Genomic DNA, 22,267 nt, shown 5'->3' with positions numbered 1-22,267 from the left:
CAGTTCATTGGCATGCCCAAGCGCGGACAGACGTTCCTGCTGGCAAACATCATGGTCTTGCAGCCACTATGAGCGCAGTCCGATGGCATCGTCGTTGCCAATCCCAGTATCTCGCTGGATCGTGCGGGTAATGGAGCAGAACCAGGGACAAACCAAGTTCTGATAAACAGAGGTCTGTCCCCCCGAGGTCCCCCGCGGCGGAAAATCGTGTCTGGAGCCCATGCAATGCATCTGATCAACTCTTTACCCTCCGTCATCGACACTGAACCCTATGACGCGTGGAAGCAGCAATGGGCAAATCAGGAAGGCCTGGATATTCATTCGTATATCAACGACCAATGCCACCCGGAACAGATATTGATGTTTTCCACGTTGCTGTTCCCGACGTTCATCGTGTCTGAGGGAGGCGTTTTCCTCGAGCGAAATTTTTCACACGAAGCGTTCGCGCGCTGCGTGAACCTTGCCGCTGGCGACATGGCGGAGGTTGAGCGGCTTATGAATTATGTGAAGATTTATGATGTTTTTGGCCAATACGGAAATGGTGTATCGCCCAGAATATTTTTTCAGCTGTGCGAGATGATCGGGTTTGCCTGGCGAATGGTGTTGAAGGAGAAATTCCCGGACACATTATTCACTGTCGAGGTGTCGAACTCGGATGAGGATTACGGCCCGGTGGTTACGTTCTATCAGGTGAAACAATGAGTGATCCCATTCCCAACGCTCGCTGATAAAAAGATTTTTGTCTTGATGTGCTCGCCTCAAGACCGTGGGCGAGCAATTACGTTTCTTGAGTTGAGCCACCAATACAATGCCTAAATTTTCCTGCGTGTGCGGTCAGATAATCAATTTGTCTCATGGTACGTCCGAGTCCGAGTTTTCAATGGTTGCCGAGCGAAAGATAGATGAGCTGGGTGCTGCCTTGGCAGATCGTTGGTTGTCTGAGGAAGAGTTCTATCAGCAGATAGGTGCGAGTGCTACTGCTGTTTATCGCTGCAATAAATGCGAACGACTACATATTGATCAAGGTGGCGGAAACTTTTCTTCCTATATCAAGGAAGTATGATAGAGCGCGCCCACATGCTTTCGGGGAAAGAGTGGGAGCTGGATTGTTCACCAGCAAGAGGCTTCAAATGGACTTTTCAATTGCGGAATACGGATTGGTCGGCCCCCTGAATGGAAAACTGTCCAGAACTCAAGTGCGCGAAATTCTGGGAGCCGGTTTCGAAGTGTTCTGGAAAACAGCTGACTCCTTGAATACTACGGATGCTTATTCTCAGCTCGACCTTCATGTCTACTATGACGAACGAGATATGGTTAAAGGGGTAGAATTTTTCGAAAGAAGCACGGTGTCTTGGAGCGGGCACAAGCTGGTAGGCGAAACATCCACGGACGTATTGGCTTTGTTCCGTCGCCACGGTATTGACCCCATCATTGATGATGACGGATTTGAAGTCGGTGAGTTGGGTATGGGGTTTTACGTTGACGATGACGACGACTTGATCACCACTTTATATATCAATCTGCGCCGCGAAAATTCATTCAACGGCGTCGTGCTCTAACAGGAGCCAGAGATGATCATCTGCCCAAGATGTCAGCAGGATTACATTGTCTGTGCCCATGTCAAGGCCACTGGCAAAGAGTTATTCATGTGCCCAGAGTGCGACGCTACCTGGTTTTCAATTGAGGCGATCGGCGTTGCGCCTTTTCTGGATTTTGGGACTTATATGGAAAGCATAGGCTTGTCGATGCTGTGGGGCGAGCTGGACATTGTTCCGTGTCCAGTTGATTTCGAAAGGAAGTGATGTTGGTGTTTGATCTGTCAAGTCGCGGTGATCTGGGGTTGATTCACGCTGGCATGTCCCGAGAAGAATCAAGGAAGGCGCTTGGTGGTCGGTTTGAGGCGTTTTACAAAGCCGAAGATTCGACAGTACCGACCGACGCTTACGATGATTTAGGCGTGCACGTTTACTTTGATGAGCGCTACCGGGTCGTTGGCGTTGAGTTTTTGAAATGGAGTGAGCTTGTTTGGGACAACCAGAAACTGGTCGGTGAGAATGCGCTTGTGGTTCGACAGTTTTTGGCCAAGCGAGGAGAGGTTCTGGTTTTCAATGATTCAGGCTTCAGTGCCACTGGCGTGGGTTTAAGGTTTTATGTGCCTGATTTCGGGGAAAACGACGCCACCGTTGAGGCTGTCTATGTAGAAGTTGGTGGCGCATGAGGAGAAGCGCGGGAAACTATTAGCTTCGGGGTTGGACATCTCAGAGAAACTCAGCTTCAGCCGCAATCTGGAGTTTTTACAGTGATTACCGAAGACATAAAGATTCTCCAAGAGAACTTTCAGTTAGTTCAAGCCGGCGTCGCCCATGGTTATGACGCGTTCCGTTAACTGATCCCGGACTTTCCGATCAAAAGATCGCAGCCTTCGGCAGCTCCTACACACAATCCGTAGGCGCTACCAAAGGCTGCGATCTTTCGCTTTTCACTTCGGATAAAGCGGCGGCAATCCACTCTCACTCACCGGATCCTGCACGCGCTCGGCGGCGGGAATAGTACGAATCGCCCGCCACAAATCCTCACCCTGCCAATGCTGCCCGGTCTCGCTGTACAGCGCGCCGTTCAACCCGTCCAGCGCGTCCGACAACGGCACAAACCGCGCGGCCATGTCTGCCAGTGTCTCCGGCTGTTGCCGCGCCCAGGCGTCCAGTGCCTGGCGGGTGGCGTGGGGGTCGTTGGCCTGGCTGGCGCGTTTGATGTCGTCGAGCAGGGTGCGTGGGCTCGGACCGGTCTGGGCGGCGCGGTGGATTGCCGGTTGCCAGCGGGCGCGCCACCAGAGGCCGAAGCCGAGCAGGGTGGTGCAGGCGAGGATCAGGGTGCTGAGTTTCCACCACCACAATGTGTCGTTGTCGGGCGTGCTCGATTGCAGGGTGCCGGCCGGGGTGTCGATTTGCAGGCTCGGGTTGTTCGCCACTTGCAGGGTGCGCGCGGGCAGGCTGCTGTGTTCGAGGTGGTCTTCGAAGGTGTTCCACCAGACTACGTCGACGGTCGGCAGGTCGATCGCGCCGCTGCGGCTTGGTACCAGTGCTTCGCGTTCTTCGCGGCTGCCGATGATGCCGCGGTCGCTGCTCTGGTTGCTCAGCACCGGTTGGTCGGGGTAGCGGCGCAGGCCGTTGACGTCGGTGGCGGGCAGGGCCGGCAGTTGCGAGCTGGCGAGGCCTTCGACTTTCAGGGTCAGGCTGCGGGTCAGTGAGTCGCCGACCTGGGTGTGGTCCGGTTCCGGGCTCCAGCTTTCGCTGAGGCTGAGGCTGCGCGCCGGCAGCCATGGCGCATCGACCGGGTAGGTCAGCGGTTTCGGTTTGACCGTCAGCGGAATCGACACCGAGCTGACGCGCATCAGTTTGCCGGGCTTCGGCCCCGAGGCGTCTGCTGATGGCGCGGTATCGACCAGCGTGGCGCTGAAGGTTTGCGGGGCGATCGTCAGCAGGCCGCTGTGTTGCGGGTAGATCGCGTAGCGCATCTCGATCACGCCGTGGCGCAGGCCGTTGATGTCTTTTTCGTAGGTGCGCGTGTCGCCAAGTTGTTCGATGCGCGCATCGGCGATTTGCAGCGGGCTGAGGCTGCTGTCGTCGTAGAGCGAAACCGAGTGATAAATGCGCAACGTCAGGATGGCCTGCGCCTGCACATAGACGCTGGTCTGATCGAGGCTGGCTTCGATGAACACCGGATCAAGGCTGTTCTTTTCTTCGCGGTTGTCGCTGGCGATCACCTGCACGGTGATCGGCTGGCTCTGCGCTTCGCCCAGTTGCAGCGGCGGAATCACCACGCTGCCGTTCTCTTTCGGCAGCAGGGTAATGATCCAGCGTGTGGTCGCGCGGTTGTCGCCGTTGAGGGTGTTGAGCTGGTTGACCTGGCGCGTGCCGCGCACTTCGAACAGCGCTTCCAGCGCCGACAGATCGGGCTTGCCGAACTGGGTGACGTCGTCAGTTTCGAGGGTGAGCTCGACCGTCTCGCCGGAGTTCAGGCGACTGCGATCCACGCTGGCGGTCAGCTCGGCCGCCTGAGCGGTGGCCGTGCAGATCAGCAGGGGCAGCAAGAGAGCGGTGAAGCGGGTCATCGATTGTTTTCCTGATCCTGATGTTGTTGCTGTTCGTACCAGAATTTGCGCCTGAGCAGTTCGCCCGGGTCGTCCGGGATCTTGCCCAGCCATTGCTCGAGCGCCTGACGCTGCTCGCCCTCGAGGTTGTTCTCACTCGGGCGCAGGGTCGGCACCGTATCGGTTTCCTCTTCCTCGTTGCTGCCGGGGATTTCGTTAGGGCCGGGCAGCGGCGGGGCGGTCGGCGGCGGTTCGCTGGCGGATTCGGCCGGTTGCGCCTCGCTCTGGGTTTCGCTGCTCACCGCCGGAGGGGGCGCGGTGGTGGGCGAAGGCTCATCGCCGGGCAGACTTTGTTCGTTCGGCTGGTTGTCCGGCTCGGGCGGCGGCGGGGCGTTTTTCTGCTTCAGCAGGTTTTCCACCAGCGCCTTGTTGGTCTGCGCCGGACGCAGATCCGGTTGCAGTTCCAGCGCCTGTTCGTAGGCGTCGATCGCCGCTTCCAGCTCGCCGCTTTTCGCCAAAGCGTTGCCACGATTGTAGTGGGCGCGGGCATCGCTGCCCTCGGCGAAGCGCTGAGCGGCGCCACTGTAGTCGCCGGCCTCGTACAACGCCACCCCTTGCCACTGATGATCTTCAAAATGCTGCGCGGCTTCGGCCGGGCGTTTCTGTTTGAGCAGATGCAAACCTTGTTGATCGGGGCGCAACCACAAGTCTTCGAAGTCGAAAGCGTAGCTCGGTTGCGGCAGGCACCACAGCAGCGGCAGGCAGAACAGCCAGCCACGGCGCCCGGCACAAGCGGCGAGCAACAGCAGCGGCAACAGCAGCCAGTAACCCTGATCGGCCCACGTATCGAGGCGCACGGTCTGGCCGTCGTCGCGCAGGCTGCGCGGGCCGTTGAGCAGGCCAAGAGCGCCAAGATCAGCCTCGTCGAGACGCGCCGGGTGATATTCGCCGCCCACGCTGTTGAAGAAAGTCGCCAGGCCTGGGCTATCGAGTTGCGGCACGCGGATCGCGCCTTGCTCGTCCTTGAGGAAACTGCCGTCCTCCTGGGCAATCGGCGCACCTTCTGCGGTGCCGATGCCGAGCATCAGCAGTTGCGTCGACTCGCCATTGAGCGCGCGGCGAATACCGCGCCGTTCCTCTTCGTTGAGCGACGAACCGATCAGCAAAATCCGTCCCTGTCCCAGCGCACCTTGCTTGAGCAAAGCCAGCGCCTTGCCCACGGCCAGATCGGCGCGGTGGCCGGCTTCCGGCATCAGCGACGGCTTGAGCGCGTCGAGCAGGTTGCGACTGGTTGCGAGATCATCCGACAGCGGCACCAGCGTGTGCGCGCTGCCGGCATAAACGACGATGGCGGTCTGCGCGTCGCTGCGCGCCTGCAACAGGTCGAACAGCTTGCGCCGCGCCTGTTCCAGACGCGTCGGCGGCGAGTCGGTGGCGAGCATTTCCGGGGTGAGTTCGAGCACGACTACCAGCGGATCGGCGGGTTTCTGGCTGGTCTGTTCGACGCGCTCCCAGCTCGGCCCGAGCAAGGCCAGAATAGTCAGCAACCACGCCACGCCAAGGGCGATCCACGGCAATTTGCTCTGGCGCCCGCTACCACCACTGAGCAGCGCAGCGTGAAATGCTGGCGGCAGAATCATCTGCCAGCGACCGGCGCGTTTCTGTCGGTGCCAGAGTTGCCAGAGCAGCCAGCCGAGCAGCGGCAACAGCAACAGCCACCAAGGGCGGAACCAGTGCGGCCAGAGCGCGATCATCGGCGCCTCCGCAGGCGCAAACGCTGCAAGCGCTGACGCCAGTCCGGCAGTGGACTTTGCAAATACAGTTGTTTGGTAAACAGGCGTTGCAGCGGATTGTCCGGCCACAGCTCGCGGACGACCAGCAACAGGCTCAACCACAGCGCCAGCGCCAGCGGCCAGTGATACAAGGCTTGCGCCGGGCGTGCCTGAGTCGGTTGCTGAGTCACCGGTTCGAGCTGATCGAGGGTGTCCTTGATCGCTTGCAGCTCTTTGCCGTCATGGGCGCGGAAGTACTGGCCGCCGGTGATTTCGGCGATGGCTTTGAGCGCCGGTTCATCCAGGTCAAGGCTCGGATTGACCCCGAGCAGGCCGGTCGAGCCGCTGTCCTCGGGATTGGCGCCGATGCCGATCGGATAGATCCTCACGCCTTCACTGGCCGCCAGTTTTGCCGCAATCAGCGGATTGATTTCGCCGCCGTTGTTGGCGCCGTCGGTGACCAGAATCAGCACGCGACTTTGCGCCGGGCGCAGACGCAGGCGTTTCAGGGCCAGACCGATAGCGTCGCCGATCGCGGTGTTCTTGCCGGCGATGCCGATCCGCGCCTCGTCGAGCCACACGCGAACGGTGCGCCGGTCGAAGGTCAGCGGTGCTTGCAGGTAGGCCTGACTGCCAAACAGGATCAAACCGACGCGGTCGCCGTCGCGACTTTCGAGGAAATCACCGAGCAAATGCTGCACCAGCGACAGGCGACTGACTTCTTCGTCCTGCCACTGCATGTCGGGAAAATCCATCGAACCGGACACGTCCACCGCCACCAGCAGATCACGGCCACTGGCGGCAATCGGCAGCGGTTCGCCGAGCCATTGCGGGCGGGCGGCGGCGGTCAGCAGGATCAGCCACAGCAAGATAAACGGCGCCTGCTGCCGCCACGCCGGCAAGTTCGCACGCGCGCGGCGGCGGGCGAGGCCTTCGAGGTCGGCGAGGAAGCTGACTTTGAGTGCCGGCTCGCCGCTGTCGGCCACCGGCAGGACGAGACGCATCAGCCACGGCAGCGGCAACAGCACGAAGATCCACGGCCAGGCGAACTCAAACATGTTTGCGAATCCACGTTTCGACCGCTTGGGTCAGGCCAGCGATGGCTTTGTCGTCGAGTTTGCATTCCGGTTTGTACGCGCCTTCGACCAGCACCATCCAGCGCGTCAGGCCGGCAGCCGGGCAGCGGTTATCGAGGAAGGCCAGCCATTTGCGCCCGTTGAGGGTGTGGCTCTGGCTGTACGGATAGTGGTTGCGGCACAGGCGTTTGAGCAGGCCGTTGAGTTGTTGCAGCCAAGCGCCGGCCGGAGCGCCGTCGTAGGGTTTGGGCATTTGCGCCAGTTCGGCGAGCGCGGCGATGCGCACCGGGTCCAGTGGTTGCTCGGCGCGCACCACCGGGCGTTTCTTGATCGGAATGAAGCGGCGCAGCTTCCACACGGCAAAACCCAGCAGCGGCAACAGCAGAAGCAGCAGCCACCAGCCCGGCGCCGGCGGCCAGAAGGCGATCGGCGGCGGTGAGATCAGCGGTTGCAGTTGGTCCAGGCCGTTCATCGACCTTTCCCCGGACGCTGCGGGTTCAGGAACTCGCGCATCTGCTCGACCATTTCACTCTGCGTGCTCAACGGCATCAGCAACACCCGCAGCTTTTGCGCGAGCAATTCCCAGCGAGCGATGCGCGCTTCGGCCTGAGCGCGGTAGGTCTGGCGCAGGTCGAAGTTCAGCGTGTCGATTTCCAGCTGCGCGCCACGTTCGGCGAAGCGCAGCAGGCCGGCAGCGGGCAAAGCGTGATCGAGCGGATCGGACAGCGGCAACATCAGCAGATCGCAATGCCGCGCCAGCAGACTCAATTGCTGCTCGGCGCTGTCGGACAAAGCGCGTTCGTCGCAAATGACGATGGCCAGACTGCCCGGGCGCAGCACTTCCCGCGCGCGGCGCAAGGCCACGCCGAAGGCATCGCGATCCGGCTCGCGCTCGCTGTGCAGCGACTGATTGACCTTGACCAGACGGTTGAGCAATTGCAGCAGGCTCTGCTTGCTGCGCCGAGGCTTGATTTCGTAGTGCTCGTTGTCGCCGAACACCAGCCCGCCGACGCGATCGTTGTGCCCCAGTGCAGCCCAGCCGATCAACGCCGCGACCTGCGCCGCCAGCACCGACTTGAACATCAGCCCCGAGCCGAAAAACAGCCGCGTGCTTTGCTCGACCATGATGAAAATCGGCCGCTCGCGCTCTTCATGGAACAGCTTGGTGTGCGGCTCCTGCGTGCGCGCGGTGACGCGCCAGTCGATGGTGCGCACGTCGTCACCGGCCTGATACACCCGCACCTGATCGAAGTCGACGCCACGGCCACGGAATTTCGAATGATGCAGGCCGATCAGCGGGCTGCGCTGACTTGGCGTGGAAAACAGTTGCACCTCGCGCACGCGGTGACGCATCTCGATCAGCTCGGCGAGGCTGATGCGGATACCGGGTTCGGAGGGCAGGGCGGCGTTCATGGGGGTCAAGCGACGGCGACGACGTCGAGAATCCGCTGCACCACGCGGTCCTGATCGATGCCAGCGGCTTCGGCTTCAAACGACAGAATGATGCGATGGCGCAACACGTCGAATAGCACGGCCTGAATGTCTTCCGGGCTGACGAAGTCGCGGCCGGCCAGCCAGGCGTGGGCGCGGGCGCAGCGATCGAGGGCGATCGAGCCGCGCGGACTGGCGCCGTAGGCGATCCACTCGGCCATTTCCGGGTCGAACTTGGCCGGGTTGCGCGTGGCCATGACCAGTTGCACCAGGTATTCCTCCACAGCGTCGGCCATGTACAAACCGAGGATTTCCTTGCGCGCGGCGAAAATTGCCTGCTGGCTGACCCGACGCTCGGGCTTGGTCTCGCCGTTCAGCGCCTCGCCACGGGCCTGCTGGAGGATGCGCCGTTCGACAGCGGCGTCGGGGAAGCCGATCTTGACGTGCATGAGGAAACGGTCGAGCTGGGCTTCCGGCAGCGGGTAGGTGCCTTCCTGTTCGATCGGGTTCTGCGTGGCCATCACCAGAAACAGCGGCGACAGCTCATAGGTGCTGCGGCCGACACTGACCTGACGCTCGGCCATCGCTTCGAGCAAGGCCGATTGCACCTTGGCCGGCGCGCGGTTGATTTCGTCCGCCAGCACCAGGTTGTGGAAGATAGGCCCTTGCTGGAAGACGAAACTGCCGGTTTCCGGACGGTAGATTTCGGTGCCGGTGATGTCAGCCGGCAGCAGGTCGGGGGTGAACTGAATTCGATGGAACTGGGCTTCGATGCCCTCGGCGAGTTCTTTGATCGCTTTGGTCTTGGCCAGACCGGGAGCGCCCTCGACCAGCATATGGCCGTCGGCGAGCAGGGCGATGAGCAAGCGCTCGATGAGTTTTTCCTGGCCGAGAATCTGCGTTGAAAGAAAGGTTCGCAGCGCCAGCAGCGCTTCACGATGTTCCATCGGTGACTGTTCCTGGAAAGGGAGTGGCCAGGGCGTTCGGATAACGCCGGGGCTGGGGGCGATACTTTAATCCATCGCGGGGGGCGGCGACTAACGGCATTTTGTGCAAAAGAGCAAAAGATCGCGGCTTTTGGCGGCTTCCCGGTTGGAATGCGATCCCCTGTAGGAGCTGCCGAAGGCTGCGATCTTTTGATCTCCTGTCAGCAGGAAATTTACCGAATGGCAGTTCCGGCCTCTTCGCGAGCAGGCTCGCTCCCACAGGGTCTGGTGTACGCATTCCAATGTGGGAGCGAGCCTGCTCGCGACAGGGCCAGCCCGGTCAACATCAAATCTCGCTGATAAAGGTGCCGGTGCCATCGAGAATATTCTTCAAAGTCTCGACAACCTCGTCCATATCCACCATGTCCGGATTAAAACTGATCTCCAGCACATCATCGCCATTCAACGCATCGGCATCCGCCGCAGCAATCTCGATCTTCAGCAGATTCGCAGTCAGCGTGACCTTCACCCCGTCGAGCGTCGAAGGCTCGCCATCGAGGGTGATCTCCAGCTCATCCTCATCCGGATAACGACTCATCAGGAACATCTCGCCCTTGTCGCTGTGGCAGCAAAGCATGGCCATGTTGTCTTCTTCGTCGTCGCACGGGTTGACGATCAGTAGGGCGGTGGTCATTTGCATGGGGGAATCCTGGGCAGTGGCGGCGGTGAATCTGTTCGAAGGTGCGATTTTGCCAGTCTCTGCTCGTTCGCGCTGCCTGCTTCGGTAAAAAGTGGCAAAGCAGGACATTTCCGTCATTCACTTCCGAGCGGCTCGAAGGAAGGATCCGGCGCCCACGTAGGGCAATTGCCGGTCGCAACAAATCCATGCGTAATTGCGATTTTTCCCTTGTGATCGCTACCGTTTTCCCGTTAGTTTCGCCGCTCTTGCGCAACGGAGTGCGTTACGAAAACCCCCAAAAAAGGACCTTTGCCATGACCCGATATTTCGAACGCGCCGAAGAAATCCGCCACCTGTCCGATGAGCAGATCGAGGAGATCTACAAGCGCTATCTGGAAGGGGAGAAAACTTCGCAGCTGATGGAGCAGTTCCAGATTCCTTCAACGGTGCGCAGTCTGCTCAAGGTACTGCCACCGATCGTCAGCGCAGACCTCACCTGTCCTTACTGCGAACTGCCGATGTGGATGCGCCGCCACGCCAGAGGTACTCCGCTTTCGCTGCGCAGTGCATTCAAATGCGTACGCTGTGAGCACCAGCACAGTGTCCCCGGCGCCAATCGCCGCCACACCACGTGCAATTGCAAAGAATGTTTCAAGGTTCGCCAGCAGCAACTGGCCGCCCGCGCAGCACGGGACCGCCTGGAGTTGCAGGCCAGATATGGCGCGCAACTCCCTGCAGTGCCTTACGCCAATCTGGGGTTTGTGCAGAAGTTGACGTTGCTCGCCTTGCTCGATGATGGCTACGGCGCAAACGTTGAATGGATTGCGCCATTGAATGCGCCATCCAGAGAAGAACTGCTCGCCCTGACGTTCGAGGCCCGTGAAGAGCTGCTCAAGGGCCTGCACGAAGCCGCAGTGCTGGCGGTTTCCATCGATTCGGATATCAACGCCTTCGATCGCAGCGAGGGCTGCAATATTCGCGAGTACAGCGCGGTGCGCTGGCTGCCCAACGTCACGCTGGATGGCTTGGCGCGCTGTACCCGAGAGAATCTGTATCTGGCGCTGTATCAGGAGTTGTCGGGCAGCGTGAAGGCTGCCTGGAAGAGCGAAATCTATTCTTTGGTCTTCAGTCTCGCCCGCGAAGAGTCGATTCAGTACATTCGTGTGCTGGCCAGCGAAGTGGATTTCGCCTTCACGGCTGAAGCCCGTGCCGAGGAGGTGGTCGGGCAGTTGCTGCAGGATTTCTCGGTCAGTCAGCTGTATTACTTTGCTCGGCTGGCCGTGAGAAATGCCGCGCATTTCTATGCCACCGGCAATTCCAAGGGGCGCAGTCACGCCTCCAACACCATTCCGCGCAACATGCTCGGCACGGCGCAGGACGCACTGAATCGTAACTGGCGCAAGAACGCCCATCGCGATGCGCGGGTGCCGCAAACGGCCTTGCAGCGGCTGCTTTACGATGTAGTGCTCAAGGACAGCGGCGGCGGATTCTCCAAATCGCCCGGCATGTACTGGCGCGACGAACTGGTTCCGCAATTCTTCAGCGCTGTAGCGTTCGACAGCGACTTGCTCGGCAATCTGCGCCTGTTCTGCCGCGAATGCGATTCGAGCAACATCGACGCCAGCATGGACAAACAGATCCTGCAGACGATGTGCTACGACTGCGCCACGGTGAGCAAATTCAGAGCCTTCGAAGAGTTGCCGGACTGATCCGCGTCAACCGCTGGCGCTGAACCGGATGCCACGCTCAGGGTCGATTAAAGGGCCTTGGGCGTTTTCGTTTCCGGATATGTAACGTCCTCAGGGCCCGTGCTGGTACGAAAGTCCCGTGAAACGGGGGTGTCGAGCCTGCGTTTCAGCTCACGCCTGCTAGTGTTGATGCAGACGAAACCCTGCATTTACGTGCCAATGACCGAATATGTCGCAGCACCGCAAGCAGACACATTGTCGCACCCATTAAGCTGCGCAACGGATGAGCACCCGTAAAGGCATTGCCAGCAGCGCGGGCAGTCGCTTTTGCAGATGCTCATTCATGGAAGGTGAATGTGACCTGAGTGTCCCGTCCAGCTTCACCCACCTGTCTCCCTGTTTCCTCTGCCCGAGAATCAGGAACAGGGCGACACGAGGCCCGAAAGGGCTGTTGCACGCGACGCTTTCCATCAATAACAAGCTTAAGCGGAGTACCACAGATGGCGTTCTTCACCGCAGCCAGCAAAGCCGACTTCCAGCACCAACTGCAAGCGGCACTGGCGCAGCACATCAGTGAACAGGCACTGCCACAAGTGGCGCTGTTCGCTGAACAATTCTTCGGCATCATTTCCCTGGACGAGCTGACTCAACGTCGCCTCTCCGACCTCGCTGGCTGTACTCTCTCTGCGTGGCGCCTGCTTGAGCGCTTCGATCACGCGCAACCGCAAGTGCGTGTCTACAACCCCGATTACGAACGCCACGGCTGGCAGTCGACCCACACTGCGGTCGAAGTGCTGCACCACGACCTGCCATTTCTGGTCGACTCGGTGCGCACCGAGCTGAACCGTCGCGGCTACAGCATTCACACCCTGCAGACCACCGTGCTCAGCGTACGTCGTGGCAGCAAGGGCGAACTGCTGGAAATCCTGCCAAAGGGCAGCACCGGCGAAGGCGTGCTGCACGAATCGCTGATGTACCTGGAAATCGACCGTTGCGCCAACGCGGCCGAGCTGAATGTGCTGAGCAAAGAGCTTGAGCAGGTGCTCGGTGAAGTGCGCGTCGCCGTCGCTGACTTCGAGCCGATGAAAGCCAAGGTGCAGGACATCCTCACCCAGCTCGACAACAGCGCTTATCCGGTCGATGCCGACGAAAAGAACGAAATCAAGAGCTTCCTGGAATGGCTGGTGGGCAACCACTTCACCTTCCTCGGCTACGAAGAGTTCGTGGTCACCGATCAGGCCGATGGCGGCCACATCGAGTACGACCAGAGCTCCTTCCTCGGCCTGACCAAACTGCTGCGCACCGGCCTGACCTACGAAGACCTGCGCATCGAAGACTACGCCGTGTCTTACCTGCGCGAACCGACCCTGCTGTCGTTCGCCAAGGCTGCGCACCCGAGCCGTGTACATCGTCCGGCGTACCCGGACTACGTGTCGATCCGTGAAATCGACGCCGACGGCAAAGTCATCAAGGAACACCGTTTCATGGGCCTGTACACCTCGTCGGTGTATGGCGAGAGCGTGCGGGTCATCCCGTTCATCCGCCGCAAGGTCGAAGAAATCGAGCGCCGCTCCGGCTTCCAGTCCAAGGCTCACCTGGGCAAGGAACTGGCGCAGGTCCTCGAAGTGCTGCCGCGTGACGACCTGTTCCAGACCCCGGTCGACGAACTGTTCACCACCGTAATGTCGATCGTGCAGATCCAGGAGCGCAACAAGATCCGCGTGTTCCTGCGCAAAGACCCGTACGGGCGGTTCTGCTACTGCCTGGCCTACGTGCCGCGCGACATCTATTCCACCGAAGTCCGCCAGAAGATCCAGCAAGTGCTGATGGAGCGCCTGAAGGCTTCCGACTGCGAGTTCTGGACGTTCTTCTCGGAATCCGTGCTGGCCCGCGTGCAGCTGATCCTGCGCGTCGATCCGAAGAACCGTCTCGACATCGACCCGGTGTTGCTGGAAAAAGAAGTGGTTCAGGCCTGCCGCAGCTGGCAGGACGACTACGCTGCACTGACCGTCGAAAGCTTCGGCGAAGCCCACGGCACCAACGTGCTGGCCGACTTCCCGAAAGGCTTCCCGGCCGGCTACCGCGAGCGTTTCGCTGCGCATTCGGCCGTGGTCGACATGCAGCACCTGCTGAGCCTCAACGAAAAAAATCCGCTGGTGATGAGCTTCTATCAGCCGCTCGGTCAGGTCTCCGGCCAGCGCGAGCTGCATTGCAAGCTGTATCACGCCGACACGCCGCTGGCGCTGTCCGACGTCCTGCCGATTCTGGAAAACCTCGGCCTGCGCGTGCTGGGTGAATTCCCGTACCGTCTGCGTCACACCAATGGCCGCGAGTTCTGGATTCACGATTTCGCCTTCACCGCCGCTGAAGGTCTGGACCTCGACATCCAGCAACTCAACGACACCCTGCAGGACGCGTTCGTGCACATCGTGCGTGGCGATGCCGAGAACGATGCGTTCAGCCGCCTGGTGCTGACCGCCGGTCTGCCATGGCGCGACGTCGCGCTGCTGCGTGCCTATGCCCGTTACCTGAAGCAGATTCGTCTGGGCTTCGACCTGGGTTACATCGCCAGCACCCTGAACAACCACACCGACATCGCTCGCGAACTGACCCGGTTGTTCAAGACCCGTTTCTACCTGGCGCGCAAGCTCGGCAGCGATGATCTGGAAGACAAGCAACTGCGTCTGGAACAAGCGATTCTGACTGCACTGGACGATGTTCAGGTGCTCAACGAAGACCGCATCCTGCGTCGTTACCTCGACCTGATCAAAGCCACCCTGCGCACCAACTTCTATCAGACGGATGCCAACGGCCAGAACAAGTCGTACTTCAGCTTCAAGTTCAACCCGCATGCAATCCCTGAGCTGCCGAAGCCAGTGCCGAAGTTTGAAATCTTCGTTTACTCGCCACGCGTTGAAGGCGTGCACCTGCGCTTCGGCAACGTTGCCCGTGGTGGTCTGCGCTGGTCCGATCGTGAAGAAGACTTCCGTACCGAAGTGCTCGGCCTGGTAAAAGCCCAGCAAGTGAAGAACTCGGTCATCGTGCCGGTGGGCGCGAAGGGCGGCTTCCTGCCGCGTCGCCTGCCACTGGGCGGCAGCCGTGACGAGATCGCGGCCGAGGGCATCGCCTGCTACCGCATCTTCATTTCCGGCCTGTTGGACATCACCGACAACCTGAAAGACGGCGCACTGGTACCGCCGGTCAATGTCGTGCGTCATGACGACGATGACCCGTACCTGGTGGTCGCGGCGGACAAGGGCACTGCGACCTTCTCCGACATCGCCAACGGCATCGCCATCGACTACGGCTTCTGGCTGGGTGACGCGTTTGCGTCCGGTGGTTCGGCCGGTTACGACCACAAGAAAATGGGCATCACCGCCAAAGGCGCGTGGGTCGGCGTCCAACGCCACTTCCGCGAGCGCGGCATCAATGTTCAGGAAGACAGCATCACCGTGGTTGGCGTCGGCGACATGGCCGGCGACGTGTTCGGTAACGGCCTGTTGATGTCCGACAAGCTGCAACTGGTCGCTGCGTTCAACCACATGCACATCTTCATCGACCCGAACCCGAACCCGGCGACCAGTTTCGTCGAGCGTCAGCGTCTGTTCGACCTGCCGCGTTCGGCCTGGACCGACTACGACACCAGCATCATGTCCGAAGGTGGCGGTATCTTCTCGCGCAGCGCGAAGAGCATCGCGATCTCGCCGCAGATGAAAGAACGCTTCGACATCCAGGCTGACAAGCTGACCCCGACCGAACTGCTCAATGCCTTGCTCAAGGCACCGGTGGATCTGTTGTGGAACGGCGGTATCGGCACCTACGTCAAAGCCAGCACCGAAAGCCACGCCGATGTCGGCGACAAGGCCAACGATGCGTTGCGCGTCAACGGTAACGAACTGCGCTGCAAAGTCGTGGGCGAGGGCGGTAACCTCGGCATGACCCAACTGGGTCGTGTGGAGTTCGGCTTGAATGGCGGGGGTTCCAACACCGACTTCATCGACAACGCCGGTGGCGTGGACTGCTCCGACCACGAAGTGAACATCAAGATCCTGCTGAACGAAGTGGTTCAGGCCGGTGACATGACCGACAAGCAACGCAACCAGTTGCTCGCGAGCATGACCGACGAAGTCGGCAATCTGGTGCTGGGCAACAACTACAAGCAGACTCAGGCCCTGTCCCTGGCGGCGCGCCGTGCCTACGCACGCATCGCTGAGTACAAGCGTCTGATGAGCGATCTGGAAGGCCGTGGCAAGCTGGACCGTGCCATCGAGTTCCTGCCGACCGAAGAGCAACTGACCGAGCGCGTCGCTGAGGGCCACGGCCTGACCCGTCCTGAGCTGTCGGTGCTGATCTCCTACAGCAAGATCGACCTGAAAGAGCAGCTGCTGGGCTCGCTGGTGCCGGACGACGATTACCTGACCCGCGACATGGAAACGGCGTTCCCGCCGACCCTGGTCAGCAAGTTCTCCGAAGCCATGCGTCGTCACCGTCTGAAGCGCGAGATCGTCAGCACGCAGATCGCCAACGATCTGGTCAACCACATGGGCATCACATTCGTGCAACGACTCAAAGAGTCGACCGGCATGAGCCCGGCGAACGTGGCTGGCGCTTACGTGATCGTGCGCGACATCTTCCACCTCCCGCACTGGTTCCGTCAGATCGAAGCGCTGGACTACCAAGTCAGCGCTGACGTGCAGCTGGAGCTGATGGACGAGTTGATGCGTCTGGGTCGTCGTGCCACGCGCTGGTTCCTGCGTGCCCGCCGCAACGAGCAGAATGCTGCGCGTGACGTCGCGCACTTCGGTCCGCACCTGAAAGAGCTGGGTCTGAAACTCGACGAACTGCTCAGCGGCGAAATCCGCGAGAACTGGCAGTCGCGCTATCAGGCGTACGTCGAAGCCGGTGTGCCGGAGTTGCTGGCGCGTATGGTTGCGGGTACTTCGCACCTGTACACGCTGCTGCCGATCATCGAAGCCGCAGACGTCACCGGACAGGATCCGGCCGAAGTGGCCAAGGCCTACTTCGCCGTCGGCTCTGCGCTGGACATCACCTGGTACCTGCAACAGATCAGCGCCTTGCCGGTGGAAAACAACTGGCAGGCCCTGGCCCGTGAAGCGTTCCGTGATGATGTCGACTGGCAGCAACGGGCGATCACCATCTCCGTCCTGCAACAGGGCGACGGTTCCCAGGACGTGGAAGCACGCCTGGCGCTGTGGATGGCCCAGCACGAAAGCATGATCGAACGCTGGCGCGCCATGCTGGTGGAAATCCGCGCGGCAAGCGGCACGGACTACGCCATGTACGCGGTGGCCAACCGTGAGCTGCTGGATCTGGCGTTGAGTGGGCAAGCGATCGTGCCTGCGATCACTGCGAATGCCGAGCTTGAACTGGCGTAAGTAGTGGCTGAATGAAGAAGCCCCGCTCTCGAAAGAGGCGGGGCTTTTTCATATCTGCCATTCAGTACGTATCGGCGCAGCGGAAGGCGAAGCTAGCGACGCCGTCGACATGGGGCAGGGATGTTCCGGCTACGACAATCTGATGGTTCTGAATAGCAAGGCCTCCCGCCGTGTCGAGCACGTCGGTCAGATTGATGACCAGCACACCGTCGTCGGCAAAATCGCGATCTGCAGAGCCATCCAATTTGAACTGGGCAATGACGATTTCCGAGTCTTCTTCGCCGTGGGTGCTGGAAACCACAAGGATATGTCCGCCTTCTCGCAGCGTGCCAGAGGTCCATTGGATGCCGAAACGCGCGTTCGAATAAGGCGTCAGAACGGGCCTCCCTTCATTGAAGTCGGTGGCGTATTTCCCATTCCTGTCGACACAAACCAGGACGCCCCTGTGAACAAAATCCTTCGAGGTGGCGCTACCGATGCCAAGGACGTTGCCATCAGGCATTTCGACGAGTTGGTTGATCTGACTGAGCATGTCCAGGCCGTCGAACAGGGCAAAACCCTTATCGCCAAAGCTGCTGACAGGGTTACCTGCGGCGTCGAAGAGGGCGATCATCGCGCAGTAGCTGTCTTCACGTGAAACGTTACCGGCGATGGCGAACTTGCCGTCCTGGAGCCGGATCATTGAGCCAGCCCACGTGAAGTTGGCCAGGTATCGAATTGCAACGTAACCCTGTCCCTGGCCAAACGTAGTGTCCAGATCTCCGTTGCTTTGCAGCCTGATCAAAAGACCGCATTGGTCGTTGGGGGAATATTGATGGTTGCTGAGCACCATCAGTTTTCCATCGGCCATTTCAATGGTGTGGCCACCGTTGTCGGATGCGGTTGTGCGTTTCTGCCTGGGGTCAACCTCGGACAGGGTGAAGGCGGGAAGCGGAATCGGCGCAACGATTTTTACACCTTGGTCGCCAAATTCGACGCTCGGCGTTCCGTCACTGTTAAACATCGCCAGGCCGCGCTGCGCGCTCGAGAACTCGTGCAGATAAAAGTCGCCATTCAGCAAGATAGACTCGTGCTTGAGAATGTTGATGCTGGCGCCAACGGATCTGTATCCGTGGGCGAAAACACCGCTGGCCACGCCATCTTTCGAAAACGAAGCGTCAGGTGTGCCATCAGCGTTCAACCGCACCACGGCGAACTTGTTGCCTGCACTGGCGGCGATCAGCAGCCTGCCGTCTGCTGCGACGGTGATTCCCTTGGCGAAACCATTTTCCTGTTCGGAATATTCAAGCCAGGTGATGCCATTATTGTCAGGGCCAAAAGTGGGGTCGAGTTTATGCACATCGGTTTTTTTAATCTGAGACATGATCTGCTCCTTGCGTAAGCGGTTTTTGCGTAAAGCGATCAGTCGATGCGCACCGGCAAATCAACGCAGTGCTGCTATTTGGAGAGCGTTCGGTCGCGCTGTCCACTGTCAGACCTGACAGTGGACAGCGGCGGATGGTTGTGGATGTGGAAGAAGGGATGGCCAGCGTTGCCGGGGATTTAATGTCTGAGGGTTTTTGTGGTGTCTGGTCGGCGCCTTCGCGAGCAGGCTCGCTCCCACAGTTGATCGCATTGCAAATGTGGGAGCGAGCCTGCTCGCGAAAAGAGACTTACATTCAATACAACTTTTGAGCTTGTTTACTCTCGAGCATCGACACTTTCTCCGCCGGCCGCACAACCAGATTACTCAGCGAGCGATCAAACTCCCGCAACGCCGCCAGCTGCAATTCCTCCTGCTGATTGATATCCGCCACGATCTCTTCCGAGCGCTTGAAGTCCGCCCACACCGGCGTCAGCTCCCTAGCCTGCGAACCCTTGGCCGTGCCGATGTAGTTCAGCTGCCCATCGTAAAAGTCGGCACTGACGTCAGCGCGGATATCCGAGCTGCGCGAGGTGATCAATTGGCTGTGGGTATCGACGATCGCCACCACATCCGGCCTGGCCGCGCGCAGACTTTGCATGTCCGGGTACACCGTCACCGAGCCGAACTGGCGTTGCAGCGAAGCGTTGACCCACTCCACCGCGCGATCCGGGCTGGCGCTGGCGACGTAGGCATCGTGGATCGGCTGCACCAGCAGGCTTTGTCCAAAACCGGTGCCGGCCTTGGCCTGGTACTCGCGCAGGTATTTGCGATTGGCTTGGGTGCCGGGGCTATAAATCACCCCCAGCGATACGCCGGGACCGCTCTTGACCAAAGTGGCAGTGCTGCGACCGGTCGGGTGCGGCAGCAGCGTGTCGAGAGATGACACGGCTTGCGGGGCAGTGGGAACAGAACAGGCAGAGAGCATCAAAACGCAGATCGCCAGCAGGGTGGGAAGCGCAGGTTTCATGGTGTTTCTCCCGTGAAACAAGGTCTATCGATGAGTGTGCACGGGCCGATGGTTCGGCGGATATTCAGGGTAAACCTGCCGGCCTGACCATTGGCTGAATAACCTGTGCGGGGTTAGTTTTATTGGCTTTAAGCGTTCGCAGTTAATGCCGCTGCGCAATAAAAGAGGCGCAAATGGCCGATTTGCGCCTTTCGTTTATGGCTGATCAGGCAGCCATCAGTTTTCCAGCGGGATCAGCACCTGCTCATCCGGGGCCAGCACCATGAACACCAGCAACTTGGCCGGCTTGGTCGAGCTGGCATTTTTCGACACCAGATGTTCGGACCCGGCCGGCTCGTACCAGAATTGGCCCTTCTTGTAAGTGATCGCTTTTTCGCCCTTGACCTGTGAAATGACCTCGCCGTCGAGCACGTAAGCCATCGCAGTGCCTTCGTGCTTATGGGCGATCGAGGATTGCCCGGGCTTGTAGTCGACTTCGATCATCATGGCTTTCTTGCCGGGGGCGTTTTTCAGCAGTTGTTCCTGCAGAACCGTAATTTTCTCGGACGGATCGTGAGCCATTGCCGATGCGCAAAGGGTGACGGCGAAGGCGGCGGCGAAGAAGGGCAGGGCTTTCATGGCGGGTTACCTGTGATGGTTGGGGTGTGCTCACAGTAGGCCGCAATGTGGCCGGTTCAAACGGCCAATATTCACGAAGATCAGGTGACCAATTGTGGTTCAAAAGCAAAGATCGCAGCCTTCGGCAGCTCCTACAGGGGAACGCATTCCAGAGTAGGAGCTGCCGAAGGCTGCGATCTTTTGATCTTGCTTTTAGACGATAGGAAAGCTGTTGAAATCAACGCTATTGGCCAGGCGGCTATCGATCAGGTCGATAAACCCCTGCGCCTCGGGCCGGTTGAAATGCGCCTGCATCGCCGCCTCCGACTGCCAGCGCGCGCTGACCGTCCAGCGGTGGCTATCTTCCGGGCAGCGGTCGACCAGGTAGGAATCGCAGCCCGGGGTTTGGCGCAGGGTGTCGACGATCTTCTGCAATTGCTTGCCAAGCTCTTCCGAGCGGCCCGCAGCAGCTTTCACTTCAACCGTATTGATCACTTCGCTGGACATTGCTCACACTCCTGAATCAGGCCGGACGAATCCTGCTCACTGAGGGATAACGCCTGTGCAGAATAGGCCTGCCGCCGTGAATCACCAATAACCAATCGGCGGTAAAAGCCTTATACCAACGGCTCATGACAGCTGTTCGAGGATGTCACGCAGGCGATCGAGGGCGATGTCGATGTCCAGGGTTTCGATGGCGCCGAAGCCGAAATACAGGCCTTCTTTCGCCGGCTGCTGGTAGTAGAAACCACTGATCGCATACAGGCCGACCTCGACCTTTTTTGCCAGCTCAATGACCAGCGGCAAATCGATCGGCACCTTGCAGAACACCGCCATGTGAAACCCGGCACTGGCCGGCACAGCTTGCAGCCATGGCGCCAGATCAGTCGCCATGCGCGCCAGGATGCGCTCGCGGCGCTGCGCGTAAATCGTGTGGCAGCGGCGGATGTGCTTGAGCAGACAACCCTCAGCGATGAACTTCGCCAGCGCCCATTGCGGCAGGGTCGAGGCGTGTAGATCGGTCAACTGCTTGGCGCGAATAACCGCCTCGATGATCGACGGCGGCAGGATCGCGTAGCCCAGGCGCAACTCCGGCAGCAAGGTTTTCGAGAAGGTGCCGACGTAGGCGACGATACCGCGCTGATCGAGGTTGTACAGCGAATCGGTGGGCCGGCCCTCGTAGCGGAATTCGCTGTCGTAATCGTCTTCGATGATGATCGCGCCGAGCTCATGGGCACGGGCGAGCAGGGTCTCGCGGCGCGCCTGACTCATCGCCATGCCGAGCGGAAACTGGTGCGACGGGGTGACGTAAATGAGCCGCGTGCCATCGGGAATCTGTTCGACCTGAATACCCTCGGCATCCACCGGCACCCCGACCACTTCGGCGCCATGGGTGCCGAACAGCAAGCGCGCGGGCGGATAGCCCGGATCTTCCATCGCCACCAGACTGCCAGGGCGGGTCAGCACGCGGGCAATCAGGTCCAGCGCCTGTTGCGCGCCGTTGCACACGACGATGTCTTCATCCTGACAATTAATGCCGCGAGAAAACGCGATGTGCCGAGCGATCGCATTGCGCAGCGCCGGCAAGCCTTCGGCGACGCTGTAGAAGCCTTTGGACTGCGCCATCTGCCGCATCGCGTGGGCGACGCAACGGCGCCAGTCGTCGTGCGGGAACTGGCCTTTGCTGGTGGCGCCACCGATGAAGTCGTAGCGCAGCGAACCTTCCAGCGTCGGATGACGGAGGAACACCGGCAGATTGCGCCAGCTCTCGATCACCTCGGCACTGGCCAGCTCGGTGTGGCTCTGCTTGCGCTGCACCTGCGCCGGGCGGGCGTTGACGTAGGTGCCTTTGCCGATCACCCCGGTGAGGAAATTTTCGTAAGTCAGCTGCGCGTAAGTGTCGGAAATGGTCTTGCGCGAAATGCCCAATTGCTCGGCCAGCAAGCGGCTCGGCGGCAACTGCGTACCCGCCGCCAACCGCCCGGATTCAATCGCCGCGCGCAACTGCTGATACAACTGACCGGCAAGATCCTTGCGGCCGTTGATCACGACATGAAGTTCCATACCGACGAGGCTCCCGGGTGTTGAGTGAAGTGTCGGTCAGATTAGCGTTGTTGGGCTTTTGGCAGTAGTTGCGTGGAGTAAAAACCGCAAATTGGCGTAAATCCCTGTGGGAGCGAGCCTGCTCGCGAAAGCGGTGGGTCATTGAACAGATTCGTTGTCTGAGACTTCGCTATCGC

General features: G+C 60.0%; 18 protein-coding genes. 6 read left to right on the top strand and 12 right to left on the bottom strand.

Annotation, left to right across the window (positions count from 1 at the left end; genetic code table 11):
• The first annotated feature begins 225 nt into the window (after window positions 1–225).
• The 4 genes from AB4N53_RS08055 to AB4N53_RS08040 all read left to right on the top strand — a co-directional run bounded on the left by AB4N53_RS08055 (window position 226) and on the right by AB4N53_RS08040 (window position 2,218).
• Window positions 226–702, top strand: coding sequence for a hypothetical protein (locus AB4N53_RS08055; RefSeq protein WP_460119649.1), 477 nt, complete (start codon window positions 226–228; stop codon window positions 700–702).
• Between the two features lie 428 nt (window positions 703–1,130).
• On the top strand, window positions 1,131–1,559 hold the full coding sequence (locus AB4N53_RS08050) for a hypothetical protein (protein WP_460119647.1): 429 nt from the start codon (window positions 1,131–1,133) through the stop codon (window positions 1,557–1,559).
• Window positions 1,560–1,571: 12 nt separating this feature from the next.
• Window positions 1,572–1,802: a hypothetical protein gene (locus AB4N53_RS08045; protein WP_460119645.1), complete on the top strand. Its 231-nt coding sequence runs from the start codon at window positions 1,572–1,574 to the stop codon at window positions 1,800–1,802.
• A 5-nt stretch (window positions 1,803–1,807) separates the two neighbouring features.
• Window positions 1,808–2,218 (top strand): hypothetical protein, encoded by a 411-nt coding sequence (locus tag AB4N53_RS08040; protein WP_460119643.1) that lies wholly within the window; start codon window positions 1,808–1,810, stop codon window positions 2,216–2,218.
• A 261-nt stretch (window positions 2,219–2,479) separates the two neighbouring features.
• On the opposite strand, the gene AB4N53_RS08035 is transcribed toward AB4N53_RS08040, so the two are convergent.
• The 7 genes from AB4N53_RS08035 to AB4N53_RS08005 form a co-directional block, all read right to left on the bottom strand.
• Window positions 2,480–4,111: a BatD family protein gene (locus AB4N53_RS08035; protein WP_460119641.1), complete on the bottom strand. Its 1,632-nt coding sequence runs from the start codon at window positions 4,109–4,111 to the stop codon at window positions 2,480–2,482.
• Window positions 4,108–5,844 carry a tetratricopeptide repeat protein gene (locus tag AB4N53_RS08030; protein ID WP_460119639.1) on the bottom strand — a complete coding sequence of 579 codons (1,737 nt, stop codon included), beginning with the start codon at window positions 5,842–5,844 and terminating at the stop codon, window positions 4,108–4,110. Before AB4N53_RS08030 ends, AB4N53_RS08035 begins: the two co-directional genes overlap by 4 nt.
• Window positions 5,841–6,920, bottom strand: coding sequence for a vWA domain-containing protein (locus AB4N53_RS08025; RefSeq protein WP_460119637.1), 1,080 nt, complete (start codon window positions 6,918–6,920; stop codon window positions 5,841–5,843). Before AB4N53_RS08025 ends, AB4N53_RS08030 begins: the two co-directional genes overlap by 4 nt.
• A complete protein-coding gene (locus AB4N53_RS08020; RefSeq protein ID WP_460119635.1) occupies window positions 6,913–7,410 on the bottom strand; it encodes a DUF4381 domain-containing protein in 498 nt (165 codons plus the stop codon). Before AB4N53_RS08020 ends, AB4N53_RS08025 begins: the two co-directional genes overlap by 8 nt.
• Window positions 7,407–8,351, bottom strand: coding sequence for a DUF58 domain-containing protein (locus AB4N53_RS08015; RefSeq protein ID WP_016774988.1), 945 nt, complete (start codon window positions 8,349–8,351; stop codon window positions 7,407–7,409). Before AB4N53_RS08015 ends, AB4N53_RS08020 begins: the two co-directional genes overlap by 4 nt.
• Before the next feature lie 5 nt (window positions 8,352–8,356).
• Window positions 8,357–9,316: an AAA family ATPase gene (locus tag AB4N53_RS08010; RefSeq protein WP_007913915.1), complete on the bottom strand. Its 960-nt coding sequence runs from the start codon at window positions 9,314–9,316 to the stop codon at window positions 8,357–8,359.
• Between the two features lie 325 nt (window positions 9,317–9,641).
• Window positions 9,642–9,995 carry a hypothetical protein gene (locus tag AB4N53_RS08005; RefSeq protein WP_460119633.1) on the bottom strand — a complete coding sequence of 118 codons (354 nt, stop codon included), beginning with the start codon at window positions 9,993–9,995 and terminating at the stop codon, window positions 9,642–9,644.
• A gap of 293 nt (window positions 9,996–10,288) precedes the next feature.
• On the opposite strand from AB4N53_RS08005, the gene AB4N53_RS08000 reads away from it, so the two are divergent.
• Together AB4N53_RS08000 and AB4N53_RS07995 are read left to right on the top strand one after the other, a co-directional pair.
• Window positions 10,289–11,683 (top strand): hypothetical protein, encoded by a 1,395-nt coding sequence (locus AB4N53_RS08000; RefSeq protein ID WP_460119631.1) that lies wholly within the window; start codon window positions 10,289–10,291, stop codon window positions 11,681–11,683.
• 479 nt (window positions 11,684–12,162) lie between these two features.
• Complete coding sequence (locus AB4N53_RS07995) at window positions 12,163–17,058, top strand: NAD-glutamate dehydrogenase (RefSeq protein ID WP_460119629.1); 4,896 nt, start codon at window positions 12,163–12,165, stop codon at window positions 17,056–17,058.
• A gap of 61 nt (window positions 17,059–17,119) precedes the next feature.
• On the opposite strand, the gene AB4N53_RS07990 is transcribed toward AB4N53_RS07995, so the two are convergent.
• The 5 genes from AB4N53_RS07990 to pdxR form a co-directional block, all read right to left on the bottom strand.
• A complete protein-coding gene (locus AB4N53_RS07990) occupies window positions 17,120–18,421 on the bottom strand; it encodes a delta-60 repeat domain-containing protein (protein ID WP_460119627.1) in 1,302 nt (433 codons plus the stop codon).
• Between the two features lie 295 nt (window positions 18,422–18,716).
• Window positions 18,717–19,430, bottom strand: coding sequence for an ATPase (locus AB4N53_RS07985; RefSeq protein WP_460119625.1), 714 nt, complete (start codon window positions 19,428–19,430; stop codon window positions 18,717–18,719).
• Between the two features lie 216 nt (window positions 19,431–19,646).
• Window positions 19,647–20,048, bottom strand: a complete 402-nt coding sequence (locus AB4N53_RS07980) for a cupin domain-containing protein (protein ID WP_460119623.1) — start codon at window positions 20,046–20,048, stop codon at window positions 19,647–19,649.
• 192 nt (window positions 20,049–20,240) lie between these two features.
• A complete protein-coding gene (locus AB4N53_RS07975) occupies window positions 20,241–20,534 on the bottom strand; it encodes a putative quinol monooxygenase (RefSeq protein ID WP_460119621.1) in 294 nt (97 codons plus the stop codon).
• 123 nt (window positions 20,535–20,657) lie between these two features.
• Window positions 20,658–22,091 carry a MocR-like pyridoxine biosynthesis transcription factor PdxR gene (gene pdxR, locus AB4N53_RS07970; protein ID WP_460119619.1) on the bottom strand — a complete coding sequence of 478 codons (1,434 nt, stop codon included), beginning with the start codon at window positions 22,089–22,091 and terminating at the stop codon, window positions 20,658–20,660.
• Window positions 22,092–22,267 lie beyond the last annotated feature (176 nt).

It is taken from the genome of Pseudomonas sp. H3_E04 (genome assembly GCF_054668915.1).
The sequence above is the reverse complement of the archived record's forward strand: the minus strand, read 5'-3'. Positions and strand labels throughout refer to the sequence as shown.

What these genes read in the sequence shown, in the direction of transcription:
- AB4N53_RS08055 (WP_460119649.1), top strand. Translation starts at nt 226, where the DNA reads ATGCATCTGATCAACTCTTTACCCTCCGTCATCGACACTGAACCCTAT.
- AB4N53_RS08050 (WP_460119647.1), top strand. Translation starts at nt 1,131, where the DNA reads ATGGACTTTTCAATTGCGGAATACGGATTGGTCGGCCCCCTGAATGGA.
- AB4N53_RS08045 (WP_460119645.1), top strand. Translation starts at nt 1,572, where the DNA reads ATGATCATCTGCCCAAGATGTCAGCAGGATTACATTGTCTGTGCCCAT.
- AB4N53_RS08035 (WP_460119641.1), bottom strand. Translation starts at nt 4,111, where the DNA reads ATGACCCGCTTCACCGCTCTCTTGCTGCCCCTGCTGATCTGCACGGCC.
- AB4N53_RS08030 (WP_460119639.1), bottom strand. Translation starts at nt 5,844, where the DNA reads ATGATCGCGCTCTGGCCGCACTGGTTCCGCCCTTGGTGGCTGTTGCTG.
- AB4N53_RS08025 (WP_460119637.1), bottom strand. Translation starts at nt 6,920, where the DNA reads ATGTTTGAGTTCGCCTGGCCGTGGATCTTCGTGCTGTTGCCGCTGCCG.
- AB4N53_RS08020 (WP_460119635.1), bottom strand. Translation starts at nt 7,410, where the DNA reads ATGAACGGCCTGGACCAACTGCAACCGCTGATCTCACCGCCGCCGATC.
- AB4N53_RS08015 (WP_016774988.1), bottom strand. Translation starts at nt 8,351, where the DNA reads ATGAACGCCGCCCTGCCCTCCGAACCCGGTATCCGCATCAGCCTCGCC.
- AB4N53_RS08010 (WP_007913915.1), bottom strand. Translation starts at nt 9,316, where the DNA reads ATGGAACATCGTGAAGCGCTGCTGGCGCTGCGAACCTTTCTTTCAACG.
- AB4N53_RS08005 (WP_460119633.1), bottom strand. Translation starts at nt 9,995, where the DNA reads ATGCAAATGACCACCGCCCTACTGATCGTCAACCCGTGCGACGACGAA.
- AB4N53_RS08000 (WP_460119631.1), top strand. Translation starts at nt 10,289, where the DNA reads ATGACCCGATATTTCGAACGCGCCGAAGAAATCCGCCACCTGTCCGAT.
- AB4N53_RS07995 (WP_460119629.1), top strand. Translation starts at nt 12,163, where the DNA reads ATGGCGTTCTTCACCGCAGCCAGCAAAGCCGACTTCCAGCACCAACTG.
- AB4N53_RS07990 (WP_460119627.1), bottom strand. Translation starts at nt 18,421, where the DNA reads ATGTCTCAGATTAAAAAAACCGATGTGCATAAACTCGACCCCACTTTT.
- AB4N53_RS07985 (WP_460119625.1), bottom strand. Translation starts at nt 19,430, where the DNA reads ATGAAACCTGCGCTTCCCACCCTGCTGGCGATCTGCGTTTTGATGCTC.
- AB4N53_RS07980 (WP_460119623.1), bottom strand. Translation starts at nt 20,048, where the DNA reads ATGAAAGCCCTGCCCTTCTTCGCCGCCGCCTTCGCCGTCACCCTTTGC.
- AB4N53_RS07975 (WP_460119621.1), bottom strand. Translation starts at nt 20,534, where the DNA reads ATGTCCAGCGAAGTGATCAATACGGTTGAAGTGAAAGCTGCTGCGGGC.
- pdxR (WP_460119619.1), bottom strand. Translation starts at nt 22,091, where the DNA reads ATGGAACTTCATGTCGTGATCAACGGCCGCAAGGATCTTGCCGGTCAG.